9 protein-coding genes are annotated in these 18220 nt (G+C 46.0%); 7 read left to right on the top strand and 2 right to left on the bottom strand.

Features of this window, described 5'->3' with window-relative positions; translation table 11 throughout:
* Positions 1 to 121 precede the first annotated feature (121 nt).
* Both AR333_RS02590 and AR333_RS02595 read right to left on the bottom strand, forming a co-directional pair.
* Positions 122 to 1126, bottom strand: coding sequence for a BtrH N-terminal domain-containing protein (locus AR333_RS02590; protein WP_068773782.1), 1005 nt, complete (start codon positions 1124 to 1126; stop codon positions 122 to 124).
* A gap of 1 nt (position 1127) precedes the next feature.
* On the bottom strand, positions 1128 to 1367 hold the full coding sequence (locus AR333_RS02595; RefSeq protein WP_068773783.1) for an acyl carrier protein: 240 nt from the start codon (positions 1365 to 1367) through the stop codon (positions 1128 to 1130).
* A gap of 411 nt (positions 1368 to 1778) precedes the next feature.
* Between AR333_RS02595 and AR333_RS02600 the strand changes: the two genes are divergently transcribed.
* The 7 genes from AR333_RS02600 to fabD all read left to right on the top strand — a co-directional run bounded on the left by AR333_RS02600 (position 1779) and on the right by fabD (position 18216).
* On the top strand, positions 1779 to 4082 hold the full coding sequence (locus tag AR333_RS02600) for an amino acid adenylation domain-containing protein (RefSeq protein ID WP_156430811.1): 2304 nt from the start codon (positions 1779 to 1781) through the stop codon (positions 4080 to 4082).
* A 102-nt stretch (positions 4083 to 4184) separates the two neighbouring features.
* Entirely contained in the window at positions 4185 to 9911 is a 5727-nt protein-coding gene (locus AR333_RS02605; RefSeq protein WP_068773785.1) for an SDR family NAD(P)-dependent oxidoreductase, read from the top strand.
* A 30-nt stretch (positions 9912 to 9941) separates the two neighbouring features.
* Positions 9942 to 10514, top strand: coding sequence for an antiterminator LoaP (gene loaP / locus AR333_RS02610; protein ID WP_068773786.1), 573 nt, complete (start codon positions 9942 to 9944; stop codon positions 10512 to 10514).
* A 450-nt stretch (positions 10515 to 10964) separates the two neighbouring features.
* Complete coding sequence (locus AR333_RS02615) at positions 10965 to 12422, top strand: serine hydrolase (RefSeq protein WP_301336117.1); 1458 nt, start codon at positions 10965 to 10967, stop codon at positions 12420 to 12422.
* Positions 12423 to 12481: 59 nt separating this feature from the next.
* The gene (locus tag AR333_RS02620) at positions 12482 to 13228 is read left to right on the top strand and encodes a thioesterase II family protein (protein ID WP_084783473.1); all 747 of its coding nucleotides are present in this window, start codon (positions 12482 to 12484) and stop codon (positions 13226 to 13228) included.
* Positions 13221 to 16916: a non-ribosomal peptide synthetase gene (locus tag AR333_RS02625; RefSeq protein WP_068773789.1), complete on the top strand. Its 3696-nt coding sequence runs from the start codon at positions 13221 to 13223 to the stop codon at positions 16914 to 16916. The genes AR333_RS02620 and AR333_RS02625 overlap by 8 nt, the downstream gene beginning before the upstream one ends.
* Before the next feature lie 16 nt (positions 16917 to 16932).
* Positions 16933 to 18216, top strand: a complete 1284-nt coding sequence (fabD, locus tag AR333_RS02630) for an ACP S-malonyltransferase (RefSeq protein ID WP_068773790.1) — start codon at positions 16933 to 16935, stop codon at positions 18214 to 18216.
* Positions 18217 to 18220 lie beyond the last annotated feature (4 nt).

Here is an 18220-nt window from a genome sequence, read left to right on the forward strand (position 1 = left end):
AAACGAAACTAAATAACCAGTCGCCGCTTGAATTCCGACGACTGGCTGCATAACTTGAAAGGTGTTTTGATCCCTGTCTCACAAACAGGGGTCAGTCCCCTCACGCTATCGGTTTTTTTAATTAATTGGATGAATCAATACTGCTGATATACTGCTGAAACTCCTCAACCAGCTGCTTCTCGAAATGTGCCGCATCCGCGATTTTCTCGCTTATTCGGACCAGGGTAGAGTTTCTCCCGGTAATCATGAATTTAGTAAGCAGTTGTTGAATAACTCCCCATTTTTCACCAGCTTCTCGCACGCCATTGGAGAAATAGAGCAGTCGATCATCCTTATACAAGTCTGCTAATAAAGCGACAAGCTCGGAATACTTGTATCTTCCCTTTGAGATTTCGGAAAATCTTCTAACAATCAGTGGGACTAATCCCTCACTGCCTCTCTCTAGTTCATAATCAAATTTATCGAGAATATCTTCGGATAGTCGTTTCATGGCACGGAAAACATCAGTATTTTCTGCGGGATTATTAAGGATCAGCAAGGAATTGCTTATATTACGAACCCAATCCTTATGCCAAACGGGCCTTATTCCCGTTTCTATGGTGAAGATAAGATAACCATGAATTCCTTTCATCATAAATTCATACGATAATTTTTCCACTTTTTTTGAGAACATAGGATCGATGCAAAGGAAATGTCCAGACGTCTCATCGACACCGACAATGATTAGAAAGTGATCGTCATGCTGTTTTTGAAAAGACGGAATCCAGGGACACCAATAGGAATCCGTTAAGACTGCTAAGGGTCTGCTGCATTCTAATTCTTGTCGAACGGATGTTAACATCTGTTCCAATGTAAGGAAAACCTCATAATCGATTTGTAAACCATGATGAATCTTCATGTAATCGACACACTGAATATATTTTTCATCACCGAGCGTACTGTGTGAAATTCGATCGCCTAATTTTATTTTCTCCGGACCTGTGGGGGCATTGAAGTGAAAACCCCAGCTATCTATAAACAGCATTTGATAATCGATTTGGAGCCAATTGCAGATCGAAGCGATCATACCTTCTTCACAAGTTAACTGTGCATCATAATTAGGAGTCAAATGGAGTGTCTGTACCACTTTAATTCACCTGGCTTCTTTCAATGAGCGCAACGATTTCATCAATGGTAGACAATTTATCTAAGGTTAGGAAGTCATCTGGAATTTCGATGTCAAATTCGTTCTCGATGGAAATTAACAAATGGACGAATTTCATGGAATCTACGCCATTGTAGACTAAATCATTACTTAATACGTTATCCGGAGCAGCCTCCAGCAGCTTATTTAACAGACTTTCGACTTTTTGTTTAATAGGATTCATCACTCGGCTCCAATCGGAATAGGTTTACTTAGTGGGTTGTACTATTTCATTTAAGGTGTGTAATAATATGTTAAATGAAGCGTGTATATCGACAAGCATAATGTTTTATTTACAATTATTTCAACGCCGGTATGTAATTAATCTGACATCACATGAGAGATATTATTTATGTAAGGAAGGAGAGATGTGCATAAATAAGAGTTTGAAGGAGAAAAATCACTTTAATTTGCAGAATCATATACAGCTATTATCAATTTAAATGGATTTATTGAAAAATACAATATCTAATGTGAAAATTGATAGAATGTTGAAAAAAAATATCGCATTGGTATAATTAGGTAGTGTAATCTTGATAATGGGAATACAAAATTCGAGCAAATTCTTGTTAATATTTGCTAAGGGGTGAGGATTGTGCCTAGTACCCAAACTCGGACGGTTCATGAAATGTTCGAGAAACAAGTGGAACGAACACCAGATAAAATAGCGGTTGTATATCAGCAAGAATCTCTCACCTATACCGAGTTGAATAGAAGATCTAACCGGCTGGCCCATGAACTTCGCCATGCAGGTGTCAAGCCTAACGATATTGTAGCGCTCGTGATGAAACGCTCTGCGGATATTATGGTAGGGATGATGGCCATCCTCAAAGCGGGAGGTTGTTATTTACCTATTGATCCCTCATTCCCGCCCGATCGAATTCGCTATATGCTCGAGAACAGCCAAGCTTCCGTGATGGTTACCCAAAAAGAACTCAGATCTTTCCTGGACTTCCGCGGCCAGATATTTTGTGTGGAGGACATAGCGGATTCTCAGTCTGATCAGAATCTTGAACCGGTTAATGCTCCGGGCGATCTGATTTATGTGCTGTATACATCCGGATCTACAGGCAAGCCCAAAGGCGTGATGGTGGAGCACAAGGCCGTACAAAACTTCATTGAAGGCGTAACCCGGCTGATTGATTTTTCGGAACAGAAAACGATTGTCAGTTTAACCACGATTTCCTTTGATATTTTTGTCCTTGAGACGCTTTTGCCATTTTGTAAAGGAAATCGCGTAGTTTTAGCCGATCCGATGTATATGATGAGGGATATTGGTCAACATCGCATCGATATGATCCAAACGACACCCTCAACGATGCAAATGCTGCTAAATGATCAGGCGAATAGGGATGTTATCGAGAGAATGAGCGATATCATGCTGGGTGGCGAGAGCTTCCCGAAGAGTTTACTGCATAAACTGCGAGCGCTTACACAAGCAAATATTTATAATATGTACGGCCCAACCGAAACAACGGTATGGTCTGCCATCAACAACTTAACACTTGCTCAAACGATTACGATCGGACACCCGATTGCCAATACGGAATTATTTATTGTCGATGAACAGATGCAGGCGGCGGCAGAGGGTGAAGTGGGAGAGCTGTGCATCAGCGGTCTTGGTGTTGCCAGGGGGTATCTCCATAACCAGGAGTTAACTGACCAGAGGTTTATCCGCAGTTCCTTGTGCCCGGGACAAATGATGTATAGAACGGGTGACATGGCCAGGCGGTTGGCAAATGGGGAAGTAGAGTTCCTGGGAAGAGTCGACAATCAGATCAAGGTACGGGGATTCCGTATCGAGATGGGGGAAATCGAAGAATGCCTCTCCCGACATCCTCTTCTACAAGAGTGTGTAGTAGCAGCGAAGACCAATGAATGGGATGAGAAATATCTGGTTGTGTATTATGTGTGCGGTCACGATGTGCCGGCCGCAGAGATTATTGCTTATCTGGCAGAGCAGCTGCCCGAATATATGATCCCCGGATTTTATGTAAGAGTCCCGCAAATACCGCTGACGCCTAACGGCAAAATCGATCGAAATGCCTTACCCGAGCCTGATCAGAAGCGTCCGGTTCTCTCTACGGATTTCATTCTTCCAAAGACTGAGCTCGAAAGCAAGATGGCGGAACTCTGGAGGCAGGTTCTGAACCGTGAGGTAGGGACCCAGGATAATTTCTTTGAGCTTGGAGGAAATTCCGTCCTGTTATCCATGTTAGCAGTGAGAATTAATGATTATATTCCGGATCGGATTGGCATTACGGATATTTTTTCGAATCCGACCGTTGAGAAGTTAGCACAGCTTTTGCAGAAAAGAATGGGCAATCAGGATGAATGGAAAGGACTGGTCTTCCCCTCCGACTATTACCTTCCCGAAGCAAGCGAAGCCAGCGAAATGGTTCTGGAGGTTTCCGTGAACTCGGCAACAAAGAGCCGTTTGCAAGAAATGGCGAGGAGCAACCAGGCGGAATTACCTGCGCTTCTGCTTACGGTTTATGCCCACCTGCTCTCTGAAATTTCAAATGAGGAGAGAATAGGAATAGCGGCTTTAGCCGGCACGCCGTCCAGACGTATCCGGGTAGAGGTCGACTTCAAAACGACTACGGAATTCACAGAAATTTTAAAACAGGTGGAACTGCAAATCAATCAGGCGTCTGGGTTAGTTGATCCGGTGCCGGTTAAGGAAGTGGGCAGGTTTGTGGTTCCTTCGTTTGTGTTTGCATACCCGGGCACGAAAACAGGATCTATAAACAGCCGTTTAAAACTACAAATCGTGGAAGATCAGGAAGAGCTGACGTGTCAAATACATTTTCGTCCTAGAGATTTTGCTGTCTCAAAAATGCGGGAGTTCTTAAATTACTATTCGCAATTGGTTACAGCTGTAGCGCAGTCCATATAAATAAAGGCTTCCGGATGCGCCGTATCGTGCTTCCTTATACAAGTCCGATAATAACCTGCAAGACTGCTTGGAATTACGGAGGTTTCCTAATGGAGGGGAATTATGTCACTTAACATAAAAGCTTTGACTAAACTCATCGTGAGCCAGGAACCTAAAGAAGAAGCCAAAGAGGAACTCAGGTTCAGCAGGGATATCGCGATCATCGGGGTGTCATGCAGATTTGCTGATGCAGCGAATAAAGAAGAATATTGGCAGTCGCTTGTTCAGGGTAAGGACCACATCCGGCCGTTTCCCGAAGAGAGGGAACGGCTCAATGAGCCCTACTTGGCCGCTAAGAAAGCTGTGAGACCAAACGATTCTTATTACGAAGCGGGTTTCCTGGAGCAGGTTGATCTGTTTGATTATGATTTTTTTTCGCTTTCTCCTAAAGAAGCGAGTCTGATGAGCCCCAGTCAGCGGCTTTTTCTGGAATCTGCTTGGGAAGCAATCGAGGATGCGGGGTACGGCGGAGGTCTTCTGCAGAATAGCCTTACGGGAATTTTCTTGGGACATAGTACAGATTTTGGCGTGAGCTACAAAGAATTTATTGAATCGAGCAGCCCGGATGATATGAGTGTTTCGATCTCCGGTAATATCAACTCGATCATAGCCAGCCGTATTTCTTATTTGCTTAATCTGCAAGGCCCAAGCCTGGTAGTGGATACGGCTTGTTCATCTTCTCTAGTCGCGGTTCATCAAGCCTGTCGTTCCATTCGCAGCGGAGATTGCGATCTGGCACTTGCCGGTTCGGTCAAGGTCGATTTGCTGCCGTTAACCAGTATCAAAGCAAAAGAAGATGAGATCGGCATCACTTCTTCCGACAGCCGGGCAAGAACGTTCGATGACAGCTCTGAGGGCACAGGTCTTGGAGAAGGTGTTGCAGCGATTCTGTTAAAACCATTGTCTCAAGCATTAGCCGACGGTGACCACATATACGCACTGATCAAAGGAAGTGCAATCAATCAGGATGGTACATCTGCGGGTTTGACCGCTCCTAATCCTTCCGCTCAATCCGATGTGATCGAAAGAGCCTGGAAAGATGCCGGGATTGATCCGGAAACAATCGGTTATTTTGAGGCTCACGGTACAGGGACGAACCTGGGAGATCCGATTGAAATTAGCGGGATAGAAGAAGCGATGAGCAGGTATACCGATAAGAAGCAATTCTGCGCCATCGGTTCCGTCAAAACGAATCTTGGACATCTCGATCATGCTGCTGGAATCGCGGGGATGGTTAAAGCGATTTTCGCTCTCAAGGAGAGAATGCTTCCTGCATCGCTTCATTTCCAAAAACCGAACAAGCGAATTAACTTTGAGACATCGCCAGTGTATGTGAATGATCGGATAAGACCCTGGATTGCAGGGGGAAATCCCAGAAGATGCGGCATCAGCTCATTCGGTCTGAGCGGAACGAACTGCCACGTCGTTCTGGAAGAAGCAGCTCCGGGTCCGGCAGATGTGCCGGGGGATGTCCATAGTCCGCTAAGAAACCAGGGTCAGAACCTCTTAACGTTATCGGCCAAAGGACAAGAAGGGCTGAGGGATCTAGTCCGGGCATATCAATTCCGTCTCTATAATCATGACGTCATGGATTTACGTGATATGTGCTATACGGCTAACACAGGACGAGGTCACTATTCCCACCGGCTGGCTGTTTTGTTCGATGACCAAGCTGACCTTCGGATTCAATTAGACAGGTTATCCAGCCTTGATGTTAACAAGTGGCAGGACTCTGCTGTACTTTACGGGGAGCACCGGATCGTTTCAGAGAATCAGACGCTTCGTAAGAAAGGCGAACTGACAAGAACGGAAAAACTGAAACTGACGCAAGCGGGTAAGGAATTGACTGAAGGGTCTTCTTTATCTATCAAGGAACTGGTTCAAATTTATCTTTCTGGCGGCGATATTAATTGGCAGGTTCTTTATGAAGGAGAGAATCGCAAACGGCTGAGTCTTCCGACGTATCCCTTTGCCAGGACTTCCTGCTGGGTAGAGGCAAACGAGGAAGCATCGAAGGAAAGAGAAGGGTCGCCTTATATTCTCAACGATTCGCACCCTCTGTTTGACGCCTGCTTGTCGGAGTCATACGATCGTGTAACTTATCTCAGCGTACTCTCCGCCCAGGATCACTGGGTTCTAAGCGAGCATCTTGTTGCGGGCAGTTGTGTGGCTCCGGGCACGATTTATTTGGAAATGGCCATCGAGCTTGCCAAAAGATATTTCCCGAACCGTACCATTCAGTTGTCGGACGTGCTGTTCCTTACTCCTTTTTCCGTTAAACCGGGAGAGAGGAAAGAGCTTCAAACTATTCTTACAAAAGAAAAGGACCGTTTCCATTTTGTAGTCATGAGCCGTTTCAAGCAGCAATGGACCAAGCATGCAGAGGGAACCATAATCCCATCGGCCATGAAGCAAGGGAATGCTTTTGAGATCACGACGCTCCAGAAGCAATGCTCAGGTGGCGATATGCCGTATTTTCCGTACGAAACCGTCAATCGTATTGAGACCGGACCTCACTGGAACTGTATCAGAGAAGTAAAACAGGGTTCGCGGAGCTTGATCGCCGATCTATCTCTCGAAGAAGCTTACACCACTGAAGCGCTGGAATACAACCTGCACCCTGCTTTGATGGATGAGGCCGTGAATGTGGCTTTGCGCAGCCTGGGAGAGGAATTGTATTTGCCTTTCTCTTACAAACGTTTAACGATTTACAGAAACTTGCCCTCCGATATTTATAGCTATATTAAGAAGAAAAGTGCAGACGTGGCCAGCCCCGAAATCGCGACGTTTGATGTTCATTTACTGGATAAGTCCGGTAATGAACTGGTATTTATTGAAGATTACTCCATTAAGAAAGTAACAGGGAGCCTAGTTTATGACCAGCCCCGTAATCACAAGAATACCTATCATTTGAATTGGAAAAAGTCGGAGACTCCGCTTCATCAGCAGCAAACAGCATCGTTATCCACCCTTATTATTGAGCAGGGTGATTCTCGCAGTAATCGTATAGTGGGGCAGATTCAAAGCATCCGGAGGGACGTTACTGTTGCGGGCGAAAGCTATGGGGATGATTACGATACCTTGGCGAACCTCTGTAAAGAACGTAAGGTAGAGCAGATTATTCACTTATTAGCGTTTGCAGAACCTAAGGAAGCGGAAACCCTGGATGATTTTCAAGTGCAGGAAAGCAGGGGGATATACAGCCTTTATCACCTTACGAAGGCCTTGGTCAAGGCGGGGCTGGAGAAGGAAGTCGAGATTGTGCTGATCGCTCCTTCCGTCCAAGAGAATCCTCATCATGCTTCCATGTTCGGCCTTGGTAAAGTAATCGGACAGGAATACTCCAAGCTTAACTGCCGTTGTATAGAAGTATGCGATTTAACAGATGAGGCAACCATTGTTTCCGAAATTAATAGCGCCAGCAGGAATTATTGGACCTTGTATAAAGGCGGAGAGCGGTTCGTACAAGAATTGTCCTCTATCGAACTGCAGGAGATCCCGGATCAGCCCATTACGATTCAAGACGATGGCGTGTACATCATTACAGGCGGAGCGGGCGGGCTAGGGCTCGAAATCGCAAAGGATCTGGCTTCCCGCAATCGAATTCATCTTGTTTGTATTAACCGGTCTGCCTTTCCCGCTGAAGGGGATTGGGAGCGGTTATGTGATACGTCTACGGACCAAAAGCTTATCTACAAAATTCGCAAAGCCCAAGAGATAAGGGCAAGTGGTTCAACTATACAATTCTTCTGTGCCGATGTTTCTTCCAGGAGTCAAATGGAAGCGGTGCTTGATACAGTCCGGGGCCAGTATGGAGCCATCCGTGGAATTATTCATGCCGCAGGTGTTGCCGGAGACGGTTTTATTATCCGCAGAGAACGAGAAGTTTTCGATAATGTGCTCGCTCCCAAAACGAGAGGAACCTGGATTTTAGATACGCTGACAGCCAAAGATAATCTGGATTTTCTGGTTCTTTTTTCATCCATTACGTCCTTTTTGGCCGGACAAGGACAGGGAGATTACTGCGCAGCCAACTCCTACCTCGATGCTTATACCCTGTACCGCAATCATCAAGGCAGGCGTACATTGACAATTAATTGGGCCGCATGGGAGGAAGTAGGGATGGCTCATGACTATGGCGTGAGCAGAGATTCCGACATGTTCCTGCCTATTGAGATTCAGGATGCTCTGGAGGCCTTTCATACGGTATTAAGCAAGCAGGTACAGAGGGTTATTATTGGGGAACTGAACAGCAACCATCCGTCTTTATTCGATGATTCACTTGGTTTTGAACTAGATCCATCGATTATGTCTTCACATGGTGAGGATAATTTCGGATTCCAGGTAGGAGAAGCCAAGGATGAGATCAAAGAAGAATCCTCTCGTGTCACATTGACGGGGCGTTCTTCCGACGATCCTTACACGGATTGGGAGCTAAGGATAGCTCAAGTGCTGGGTCATGCTCTCGGACAGAAGGAAATTAATATTTACGACACATTTTATGAGATAGGCGGCAATTCGATCCTTGCGGTTAAAGTGGAGACGCTAATGGAGAAAGCCGATATTCCGATTGGGATATTCGAATTATTTGAAAAGCAGACCGTAAAGGCGCTCGCAGAGCATGTGTCCGGTCAAAATGATTCGGGAGAGCTCGCATCCCAGGCCGATAATCTTACCGGCCACCAGCGGATAGAGGAGATTGAAGATTCCGGTCTGATCCTGGACAATATACAGCCTTTTAATGACTTGTTCTATAAAGATTGTTTTCATAACTCCCTGTTCCCAGTCCTATTGTTCTTTGAGAAGAATTACACTGTTTTTTCGGCTAACGATCTATTCCGGTATACGCAAGACGGGATGACGAATCATTTCGAGAAGACTATCGCTGATTTGCTGGCGGAGCTGGGAATCGGAGTGAGTACTGCAACGCATCATAGTCCTAATAAAAATGACGAAGTGATAACGGAACAGGACCGAATATTGCTGGCGGACTTCTCCAGAAACATTGGGATGGAAGCGACTATGCCTGCTGAAGATAGCAAGCAGCTAATCCCTCGCATTAAAAACGCTGTATCACAGGGGAATCCGGTAATCGTATGGGTGGATTGTTACTATGAGCCCATTCGTCAAGACACCTTTCATCAGGACCATTGGATGCACAGCTTACTTGTTTATGGATTTGATGATGACAAGAAGATATTCAACATAATTGAACATAGCTATCGCGGCAATTTGACCTATAGACCGCAAACGATCGGGTACGAGGATTTGCAGCGATCTTATGAAGGATTTCTTGTGAATTATCTGCCGCACACTAACATGCCGTCCTACTATGAATTTCTAAACAATACGGATAAATCCGGCCAGAAAGAACCCGATTACCGGGAAGTATTTAAACGCAATGTGAGGGATCATGAAGAACTGCTATTCGAGAGTTTGAAGCAGCTTAAGGAAATCACGGACAGGATCCTTCTTGCGGTTTCCGATGAAAAACGTTTAAAAGAAGAAGCGGATGGATGCATGGAGATCTTGAACTCGATCATAGCTTGCAAGCAAATCGAGGTGTTTAATATCAAGGAGTTGTTCGGTGATGAAGAGCCGTTAACGCAAGAGCTTGAGAATATTCTGGATCATTGGAATTACGTAAGACACCTCATAGTGAGATATGCGTTTACATCTGTCTACAAAATGAAGGATATTACGGAGCGGCTTAACTCCATTCATCCGGCAGAAAAAAGGTATTACGAGCAATTGTTAGCTAAAATGCAGCAGCCCGCCTCTAACGTTTAACATCCATCATAGCTCGAAGAGGGGACAAATATGCGAAAATGGTATGCGATTTTTGTTCAAGGCGCCAAGGAAGAGGATGTCATGAGACGGATTTTGGAGAGATTCGATCGTTCCTCTGTATATTGCTGTGTACCGAAGCGGAAAGTACCTGAAAAAAAAGATGGGGTTGTAAACGCCGTAATCAAACCGATGTTCCCGGGGTATGTTTTTTTGCAGATTCATATGGATTTTAAAACCTACTATGAAATCCAAGCGATTCCTGAGGTTATCAAAGTATTAAACTATGAGAATAAAAAGGACAAGCAAGTATCGCAGGAACAGGGTCATGAAGAGATGTACTTTAAATCTATTCCGGATGAAGAGATGGAGCATCTTATCAAGCTTATGGATGACAAGGCGATTGTCGATTATTCTACTGTTCTGCTGAACAATAACGTCATAACGATCGTCTCGGGTCCGTTAAAGGGAATGGAAGGAAGCATCAAAAAGATCGATAAACATAAAAAGCGGGCCAAACTGCTGCTGAATTTCCTGGGTTGTGAGAAACTGATTGATCTGGGGATTGAATTGTTAGCTCCGACACCGACCAGTCCTATACGTTAGTAACGAACTTAAGCCCGGATAAACAGCCTCTTCGTATGTCGGGAAGGTTAAGAATTGTGCCACAAAAGTAAAATTTTATGGTATTATTTTAACAAGATACATCAATGGTTATTTATTTAAAAAAGGTAATTTACGACTAATATCAAGATTTCCTTTTTTTAATTGCATCATTATTCAATGATTATTGCATTTCGTAATGATTCTTGAAAAAATTAATCGATGTTCCGGCACGTTAATATTTTTCAAGCGGACATAGCTATTTAGGAAGGTAAGTGCTCCCACTTGTCGTGGCGAAGCACTGCCTTTTTTCTGTGCAGATTTTGAGCCGGTATCCTGCTGCAAGAAGGTATATCATTCCGTGAGGAGAAGATCGCTATTCGTTCCCTTCATCAGAAAGTCTACTTGGCTGCACTAAGTATTTGGACAGCCCTATGGCTCATTTATCCAATCATGGACCGGGTTTCCGGTGAAGGCAGCCCCTATCAATCAGGCGGGACCTTTGAATCCGGGCAGATTGATTCCTTTATTGGGAGGAAGATGGAAGACGGTAAGATTCCGGGAGTATCCGTGACCATTGTCGATAAGAAGCAGATTCTCTACCAGAAGGGTTTCGGAATCGCGGATCAGACGAAAGCTCCGGTTACGCAGGAGACCCTATTCGAGATTGGATCGACAAGCAAAGCGTTCACCGGGCTGGGGATTCTCATGCTGCAAGAAAGAGGCAGTCTGCAAATTACAGATGAGATCACCCGGTATCTTCCGTCATTCGCTGCAACTTACCAGGGAACGAGGCCTAAGCTGACCCTGGAAAATTTTATGTATCAAACCAGCGGAATCCCCTTTCGTACGATTGGGGATATTCCCGTTGCTTCAGGCGAAGATGCTTTGGAACAGACGGTAAGGGTACTTGAAGGGATTGAACTTGACTTCTTGCCTGGCACCAAATTCTCTTATGCAACGCTCAACTATGATGTACTTGGCTTGGTGATCGAGAAAGTAACGGGACAGCATTTTGAGGATTTTATTCGAACCGAGCTGCTTAATCCGCTTGAGATGAACCAGACGTTTGCATGGCGGGGAGATCTGGATCAGCAGAAGCTGGCTGCCGGTTATAAACTGCTGTTCGGACAGCCGCAGCCGTACCAGGCACCCGAATATCGGGGCAATACGCCCGCCGGGTATTTTATCATAAGCGGGTATGACCTGGCCAAATGGCTGCAAATTCAGCTTGGAGAATCAACGCTGGGCTGGGTACGGAATCTTGTCCGTACTTCGCAGATTCCGAATGCGCAAGTCCAGCCGGATTATGATGGATCGTTATATGCCTCCGGCTGGTTTGCTTATCTAAAAGAAAGTACGGAGCTGTCACATGGAGGCGGCAATCCCAATTACTCCTCCTATTTTGTGTTGAATCCGGAAAGAGGTCTTGGCGTAGGCATTCTGGCGAATATGAATTCTTCATACACGCAAGAGATCGGCCAAGGAATAATGGATATGCTGATGGGCCGGGACGTACAAACAGGCACTTCCGACCAATTCCTTCAGGTGGACAGGATAGCCGCTATCGTAACAGCAATTACCGGAATCAGCATTCTCGTCCTGCTGTTCCTTCTCGTGAAAGGCATTATACAGATCCGGACCGGAGCCAGACAATATACGGGTTTATATAATCGTCTGAAGATTCGTATGTTAGTCATGGCGGTACTCCTATCCGCTCTCGCGTATTTGCTATACCGAATAAATGATATCGTTTTTGACGGTTTGAATTGGAGCTTCGTCCAGGTGTGGGCTCCCAACAGCTTATTCTATGCCTTGTATGGAATTTGGGGATGTGCCTTGCTTTTTTGTCTGTGTGATATATTTGCCCGATCTTGTCCGGCAGCTAAGAGCCCGAAGCTAACTTTCTAGCTGCCGGCATCCTGATAAGACTGATGGGCACGCGATACTAATTTGGAGGAATCAGGCCGATGGAACGAATCAAGTTATTTTGTTTACCCTATGCAGGCGGTTCTGCAATGATGTACAAGCGTTGGAGCAAATTAATGGATCATGCCATAGAACTGGCTCCCATTGAACTTGCCAACCGGGGAACTCGTTCTAAACACCCCCACTACGAAAATCTAAATCAGGCAGTCGACGATTTGTATAAATGGATTCTTCCTTATCTGGACGGAAGTCCGTTTGCTTTTTTTGGACATAGCATGGGCAGTCTTCTTTCTTATGAGTTAATTCATAAAATTAAAGAATTAACGGGACAAGAGCCGATTCATGCTTTTTTCTCAGGGAGAAATCCTCCTCATATCATAAAAGAAGAGAGCGTCGCTTTTGATTCCGGCAAGGAAGAGTTTCTGGAAGATTTGAGGCAGCTTGGAGGAATGCCGGTTGAAATTTTGGAGAGCGAACCCCTGCTTGATTATGTGCTGCCCATTATTCGCGGGGATTTTAAAATGATGAGCACGTATTCCTATGTTCCCCGTTCAGCGAAATTTGAATTCAATATATCGGCTCTTGGAGGCAAAGCGGATAAGGAAGTACCGGTAGAGGACTTGAGGGAGTGGGCACAATTCACGAATCGCGAATGCCGTACGGTCCTTTTTGAAGGCGGGCATTTTTTTATAAATGAGCTGCCGGAGGAAATCGTATCACTCATTACCCGGACATTGAGGACTGCCTTGCTGGCGGGAAGAGGAAGAGGCGGTTCACTGCATGCTTAATGTGGGTTCCGAAAAGCTGAACAAGCAGGATATCGAGGATATTCTATCCTTGACCTCTATGCAAGAAGGAATATTATTTCATCATCTGAGCGAAGCTGGATCGGATACGTATATCGAGCAGTTTCATTTTAGAATCACGGGTACGGTTCATTCGCATCATTTCATCGCGGCCTGGAATAATGTAGCTCGAAGCAATGAAATGCTAAGGGCTGTTTATCGCTGGAGCGGGCTGGAGAAACCGGTTCAAATTATTCGCCGACAGGTAGAATTGCCTATTCGGATTGCCGGATTCGAAGAAGCGGGGGTTAGCCGCAAGAGTCTGGCATTAGAGGCCCGGAAGCTTGTGCAGCTTACGACCCATCCGTTTCGGATTGACTTGATGCTTCTCTCGGAGTCGGAATCAGAGATGATCGTGACCTTTCACCATATTCTATTCGATGGATGGAGCAGTCATTTGCTGCTGCAGGAATTTATTGCGGCCTATACGATTTTGACCGAAGGAATTCAGGTACCCCAACCGGTTAGAAAGACATCGTTTAAACAGTTTGTTCTGTGGAAAAAGAAAAAAGAAACGCCAATGCAGCTTGAGTTCTGGAAAAATTATTTAAAAGGACATACAGCGCAAACTGAAATTCCCTATGTGGATAAGAGTTATAACGGGAGTCAGCCACAAAAAGGGCATTCCTATAGGCTTTCAATCCCGGAAGCTGTAACAAATAAGGTGCATGCTTCGGCCAGTATGTATGAAGCCACTGTTTCGGCGCTGTTGTACATGGCATGGGGGATAACGCTGCAGAAGTATAACAGCACTCAAGACGTAATGTTCGGCATTACCCTTTCGGGGCGTCCTCCTGAAATAAGCGGAATAGATCAGATGGCAGGTCTGTTTATTAACACCGTGCCGCTCCGCTTTAATGTGGAGTGCGATCAGAGCGTGTCTTCTATTCTGAAGCAGACTCACCGTATGCTGCTGGAGATGAGAGAATTTGAACATACTCCACTGGCGCGTATCAATACCTGCCTTGACTTTGACCGTCAGCAGAATACGTTCAGCTCCATCGTGGTTGTTGAGAATTATCCGGCTGATGAGCGTATGCCGGTGAATCCGCCCATCGAGATAGATTTAATGAGCAAGAGGGAAACGACTAACTATGACCTCGTTCTGGAGTTTGCGATTAAAGATACCATACAAGTAACTATGCATTACGATGCCGTGCGTATAGCGGAAGAGGATGTAGCCAGAATGGCGGGGCATCTCTTAAGAACGATCGAACAGATTGTAGAAATGCCTTCGGTCCACTCATCCGATATCCGGCTGCTATCGGATCAGGAGATTCATGAAATGGATATCTTTAATGAGACCGATCAGCCATTTTCGTTACAAACTACTATCGTTCAACGGTTTGAGGATGCGGCTGCAAAATATCCGGATCATACGGCGGTCGTCTACCGGGATAAGCGGATGACCTATAGAGAGCTCCAGCAGAAATCTGCGGAGCTGGCAGCGCACCTTGCCCAAAGAGGCGTCCAGTCTGGCAGCATTGTCGGACTTATGGTGGAGCAGGATATCCGGCTTGTTGTCGGTATGTTGGGAATCCTCCGGGCAGGGGCGGCTTTTGTACCCGTAGACCCGCACTACCCGATCGATCGAATTCATTACATGATTAAGGACAGCGGAGCGGATATCATGGTTTCCCATCATCCGTTCATTGATTTACTTCCTGCAATGGATAGTTTGGATATGGATAGCTGTACGTCTGATGTGAAGCCGGCAGCGCCATTGATTATGCCTGCCGATCTGGCATACGTAATTTATACCTCCGGCACGACGGGAAAACCTAAAGGGGTTATGATTGAAGACAAATCTCTGGTAAACCTATGCTGCTGGATGGTCGATTATTTGGAAATCAGGGAGACAGACAGAGCTTCACAATATGCATCCATGTCTTTCGATGCAGCCGTGATGGAAATCTTCCCTTACCTGATCAGCGGTGCATCCGTTCATCTGCTGGAGAAATCGCACCGGCTGGATATTGGCCGTATGAATGCTTATTTTGAAACCAATAAGATTACGGCGGCATTTTTACCGCCCCAGGTTTGCGAGCAATTTATGGAGTACCCCAACCATTCCCTGCGGTTTCTGATAACGGGGGGCGATGTACTCCGGATAAGCCGGGAGACGAACTACCGGCTTATTAATCTATATGGCCCGACAGAGAATACGGTTGTCGCAACCTACTATCCGATAGATAAGCCCGCCGGGCCGAATATTCCCATAGGCAGGCCGATTGCCAATGAGCAGGTTTATATTCTTGATCCTCATGGAAACATGCAGCCGGTGGGTGTTCCGGGTGAACTGCATATTGCCGGCGCGGGATTATCCCGGGGCTATCTCCATCATCCCGAATTGACGTCCAAAGCGTTCGTGGATGCGAAATGGGGGCAGCAGACACGCTTATATCGGACCGGTGATTTAGCCAAATGGAATAAAGGCGGAAATGTTGAATTTCTGGGCCGCATGGATAATCAAGTTAAAGTTAGAGGCTACCGGATAGAGCTTGGAGAAATCGAAAAGCATCTGATGGATACTGGTGATATTAAAGAGGCAGTTGTCTTGTCGGCAGGCTTGCAGGGTGAAAACTACTTATGCGCATTTTATGTGCCCCGGCACGGCGAAGCGGCAGTCGATACAATCAAAGAATCGCTTGCCGGTGTACTACCGGCTTATATGATTCCAAAGCAGTTTGTGCAGGTTGAACAAATACCTTTAACGCCGAATGGCAAAATCGACAAACGCCATCTGCTCGGTCAAGCCGGAGAACTGAGAAATGATGAGCCAGAGCTATATAGTCCCGATAGTCCGTTAGAGCGTCAGATTTATGGAATTTGGTCTTCTCTGCTTGATAAGAATCAGTTCAGCATAGAAGATAATTTCTTTGAAATCGGCGGGGACTCGATTCTATTGATGCGAATGCACGCTAAAATCGATAAATTGTTTCCGGGGAAAATAACGGTACAACATATTTTCGCGTACCCCACCATTGCTAAGCTGGCTGCATTTATCAGGGGGAGCGAGAACCGGATGATCGGCGCAAACAAGCTTCCGCAGCTCGTATTGCCGGCTGATTTTTTTGGTTCACGTGCTTCAAACGAAGGGGACACGACTTTCAGAATACAGGTGGACCCTGCCGTATCGCTTTCCCTTAAAGAAATTACGAGAAAACATACAGTCACCGAAATTGATCTGCTGCTTGCAGCCTATGTGTTTACCATTTCGCAATGGATTAAGCAGCCCGTTGTCCGCTTCCATTTCATTTCCCTTCAAGACAAGCTCGTTCACCCGATCGACTGCGACTTGGGCAAGAAGGAAGAGTTTATTGAAATAATGAACGACATTTACCGAAGCAGAAGCGACAAAGAGCTGGCAGCGCCACTCCGGCTGCCGCAGCCGGCTAATTCCGAGGAGTCACCGGCCTATACGATTCATTGCAGTTTTGCCGATTGCAGAGGCGGGAATTATGCAGATATCCCGTCTGTTTATGATCTTTCTGTAGGCGTAACGGATGATGAAGGGCAGCTCGGCCTGATATGTCTCTACAATTCAACTCTTCTTTTGAAAAGTAAAGTCCGGATGTTCATGAATATGTATGTGGCTGTTCTGAATCAGATATCCCAAAAAATGAAATGATGGAGATGAGATTAGAATGAACAAATTAGCATTTATTTTTCCTGGACAAGGCTCGCAATATGTGGGGATGGGCAAAGATCTAGTTCATAACTATCCAATAGCCAAGGAAGTATTTGAGGAAGCAAGCGAAGCGCTCGGGTTTAGTCTTGAGAGGTATTGCTTTGACGGCACGATGGAGGAACTGTCTCAAACTGAAATCACACAGCCTGCTATTCTTACGGTGAGCGTAGCGGCTTTTAAGGTATTAACGAGTGAAACGGATCTGGTTCCTTCCCTTGTTGCCGGTCACAGCCTCGGAGAGTATTCGGCGCTTGTGAGTGCGGGAGTTATTAGCCTTGCGGATGCTGTCCGTCTGGTGCATAAACGCGGGAGATTCATGCAGGAGGCTGTCGAGCAGAATGTCGGTGCTATGGCTGCCGTGTATGGAATGGATAAGGAAATTGTGAGAGAAGTTTGTCTGTCCGCTAGCAAGGACGGGCATGAGGTAGTGATTTCAAGCTACAATTCACCGGAGCAAGTGGTTATTTCAGGACACCGTTTAGCGGTAGAGCAAGCCGGCGGAAGTTTGACAGGAATGGGAGCTAAGGTGATACCTCTTCGAGTCAGCGCACCTTTCCATTGCGCTTTAATGGCGTCTGCGGGGGAGCGGATGCGAAAGGAGCTGGAAGGACAGGTGTTCGGCAGCTTCACGTATCCGGTTATCTCTAACGTTACGGGACGCCCTTATGACCGCAGCGACGAAATCGTTCAGAATCTGACGGATCAGATTACGCTTCCGGTTCTTTGGAGCGAGTCCATGAACTATGCGGTAGAGCATGGTATAAGCTCTGTGATCGAATTAGGGCCGCAAACCGTTCTCAGGAACTTGATGAAGCAGAACGCGCCCGATGTTCATGCTTGTTCTTTCGGCGAAAGCAAGGATCTAAACGCTGTGCAGGAAGTGATCACCAAGCAGCAAGCCGCTGAACCCGACAAGGTATTGTTTATTATTCGCTGCCTCGCGATTGCGGTTTGTACGAGAAATACGAATTGGGACAATGAGGCGTATACCAAAGGTGTCATCGAGCCGTATAGAAAGGTTCAGCATATGCTGGAAGAGCTGGAAAGCAGCGGCGGGCAGCCGACACTGGATCAAATGCGCGAAGCTTTGACCATGCTTCAATCCGTGTTTACTACAAAGGGTACGGAGAAAGAAGAGCAGCAAGAAAGATTTGAGCAGCTGCAGCGGGAAACACGCACATGGGAGCTCTTTCCCCAACTGGCTGAAGGGATTTTGGAAGCGGAGCCGGTCGTATTGTAGCCCA

The sequence above is a fragment of the Paenibacillus sp. FJAT-26967 genome (assembly GCF_001541095.1).
Classification (GTDB): Bacteria; Bacillota; Bacilli; order Paenibacillales; family NBRC-103111; genus Paenibacillus_F.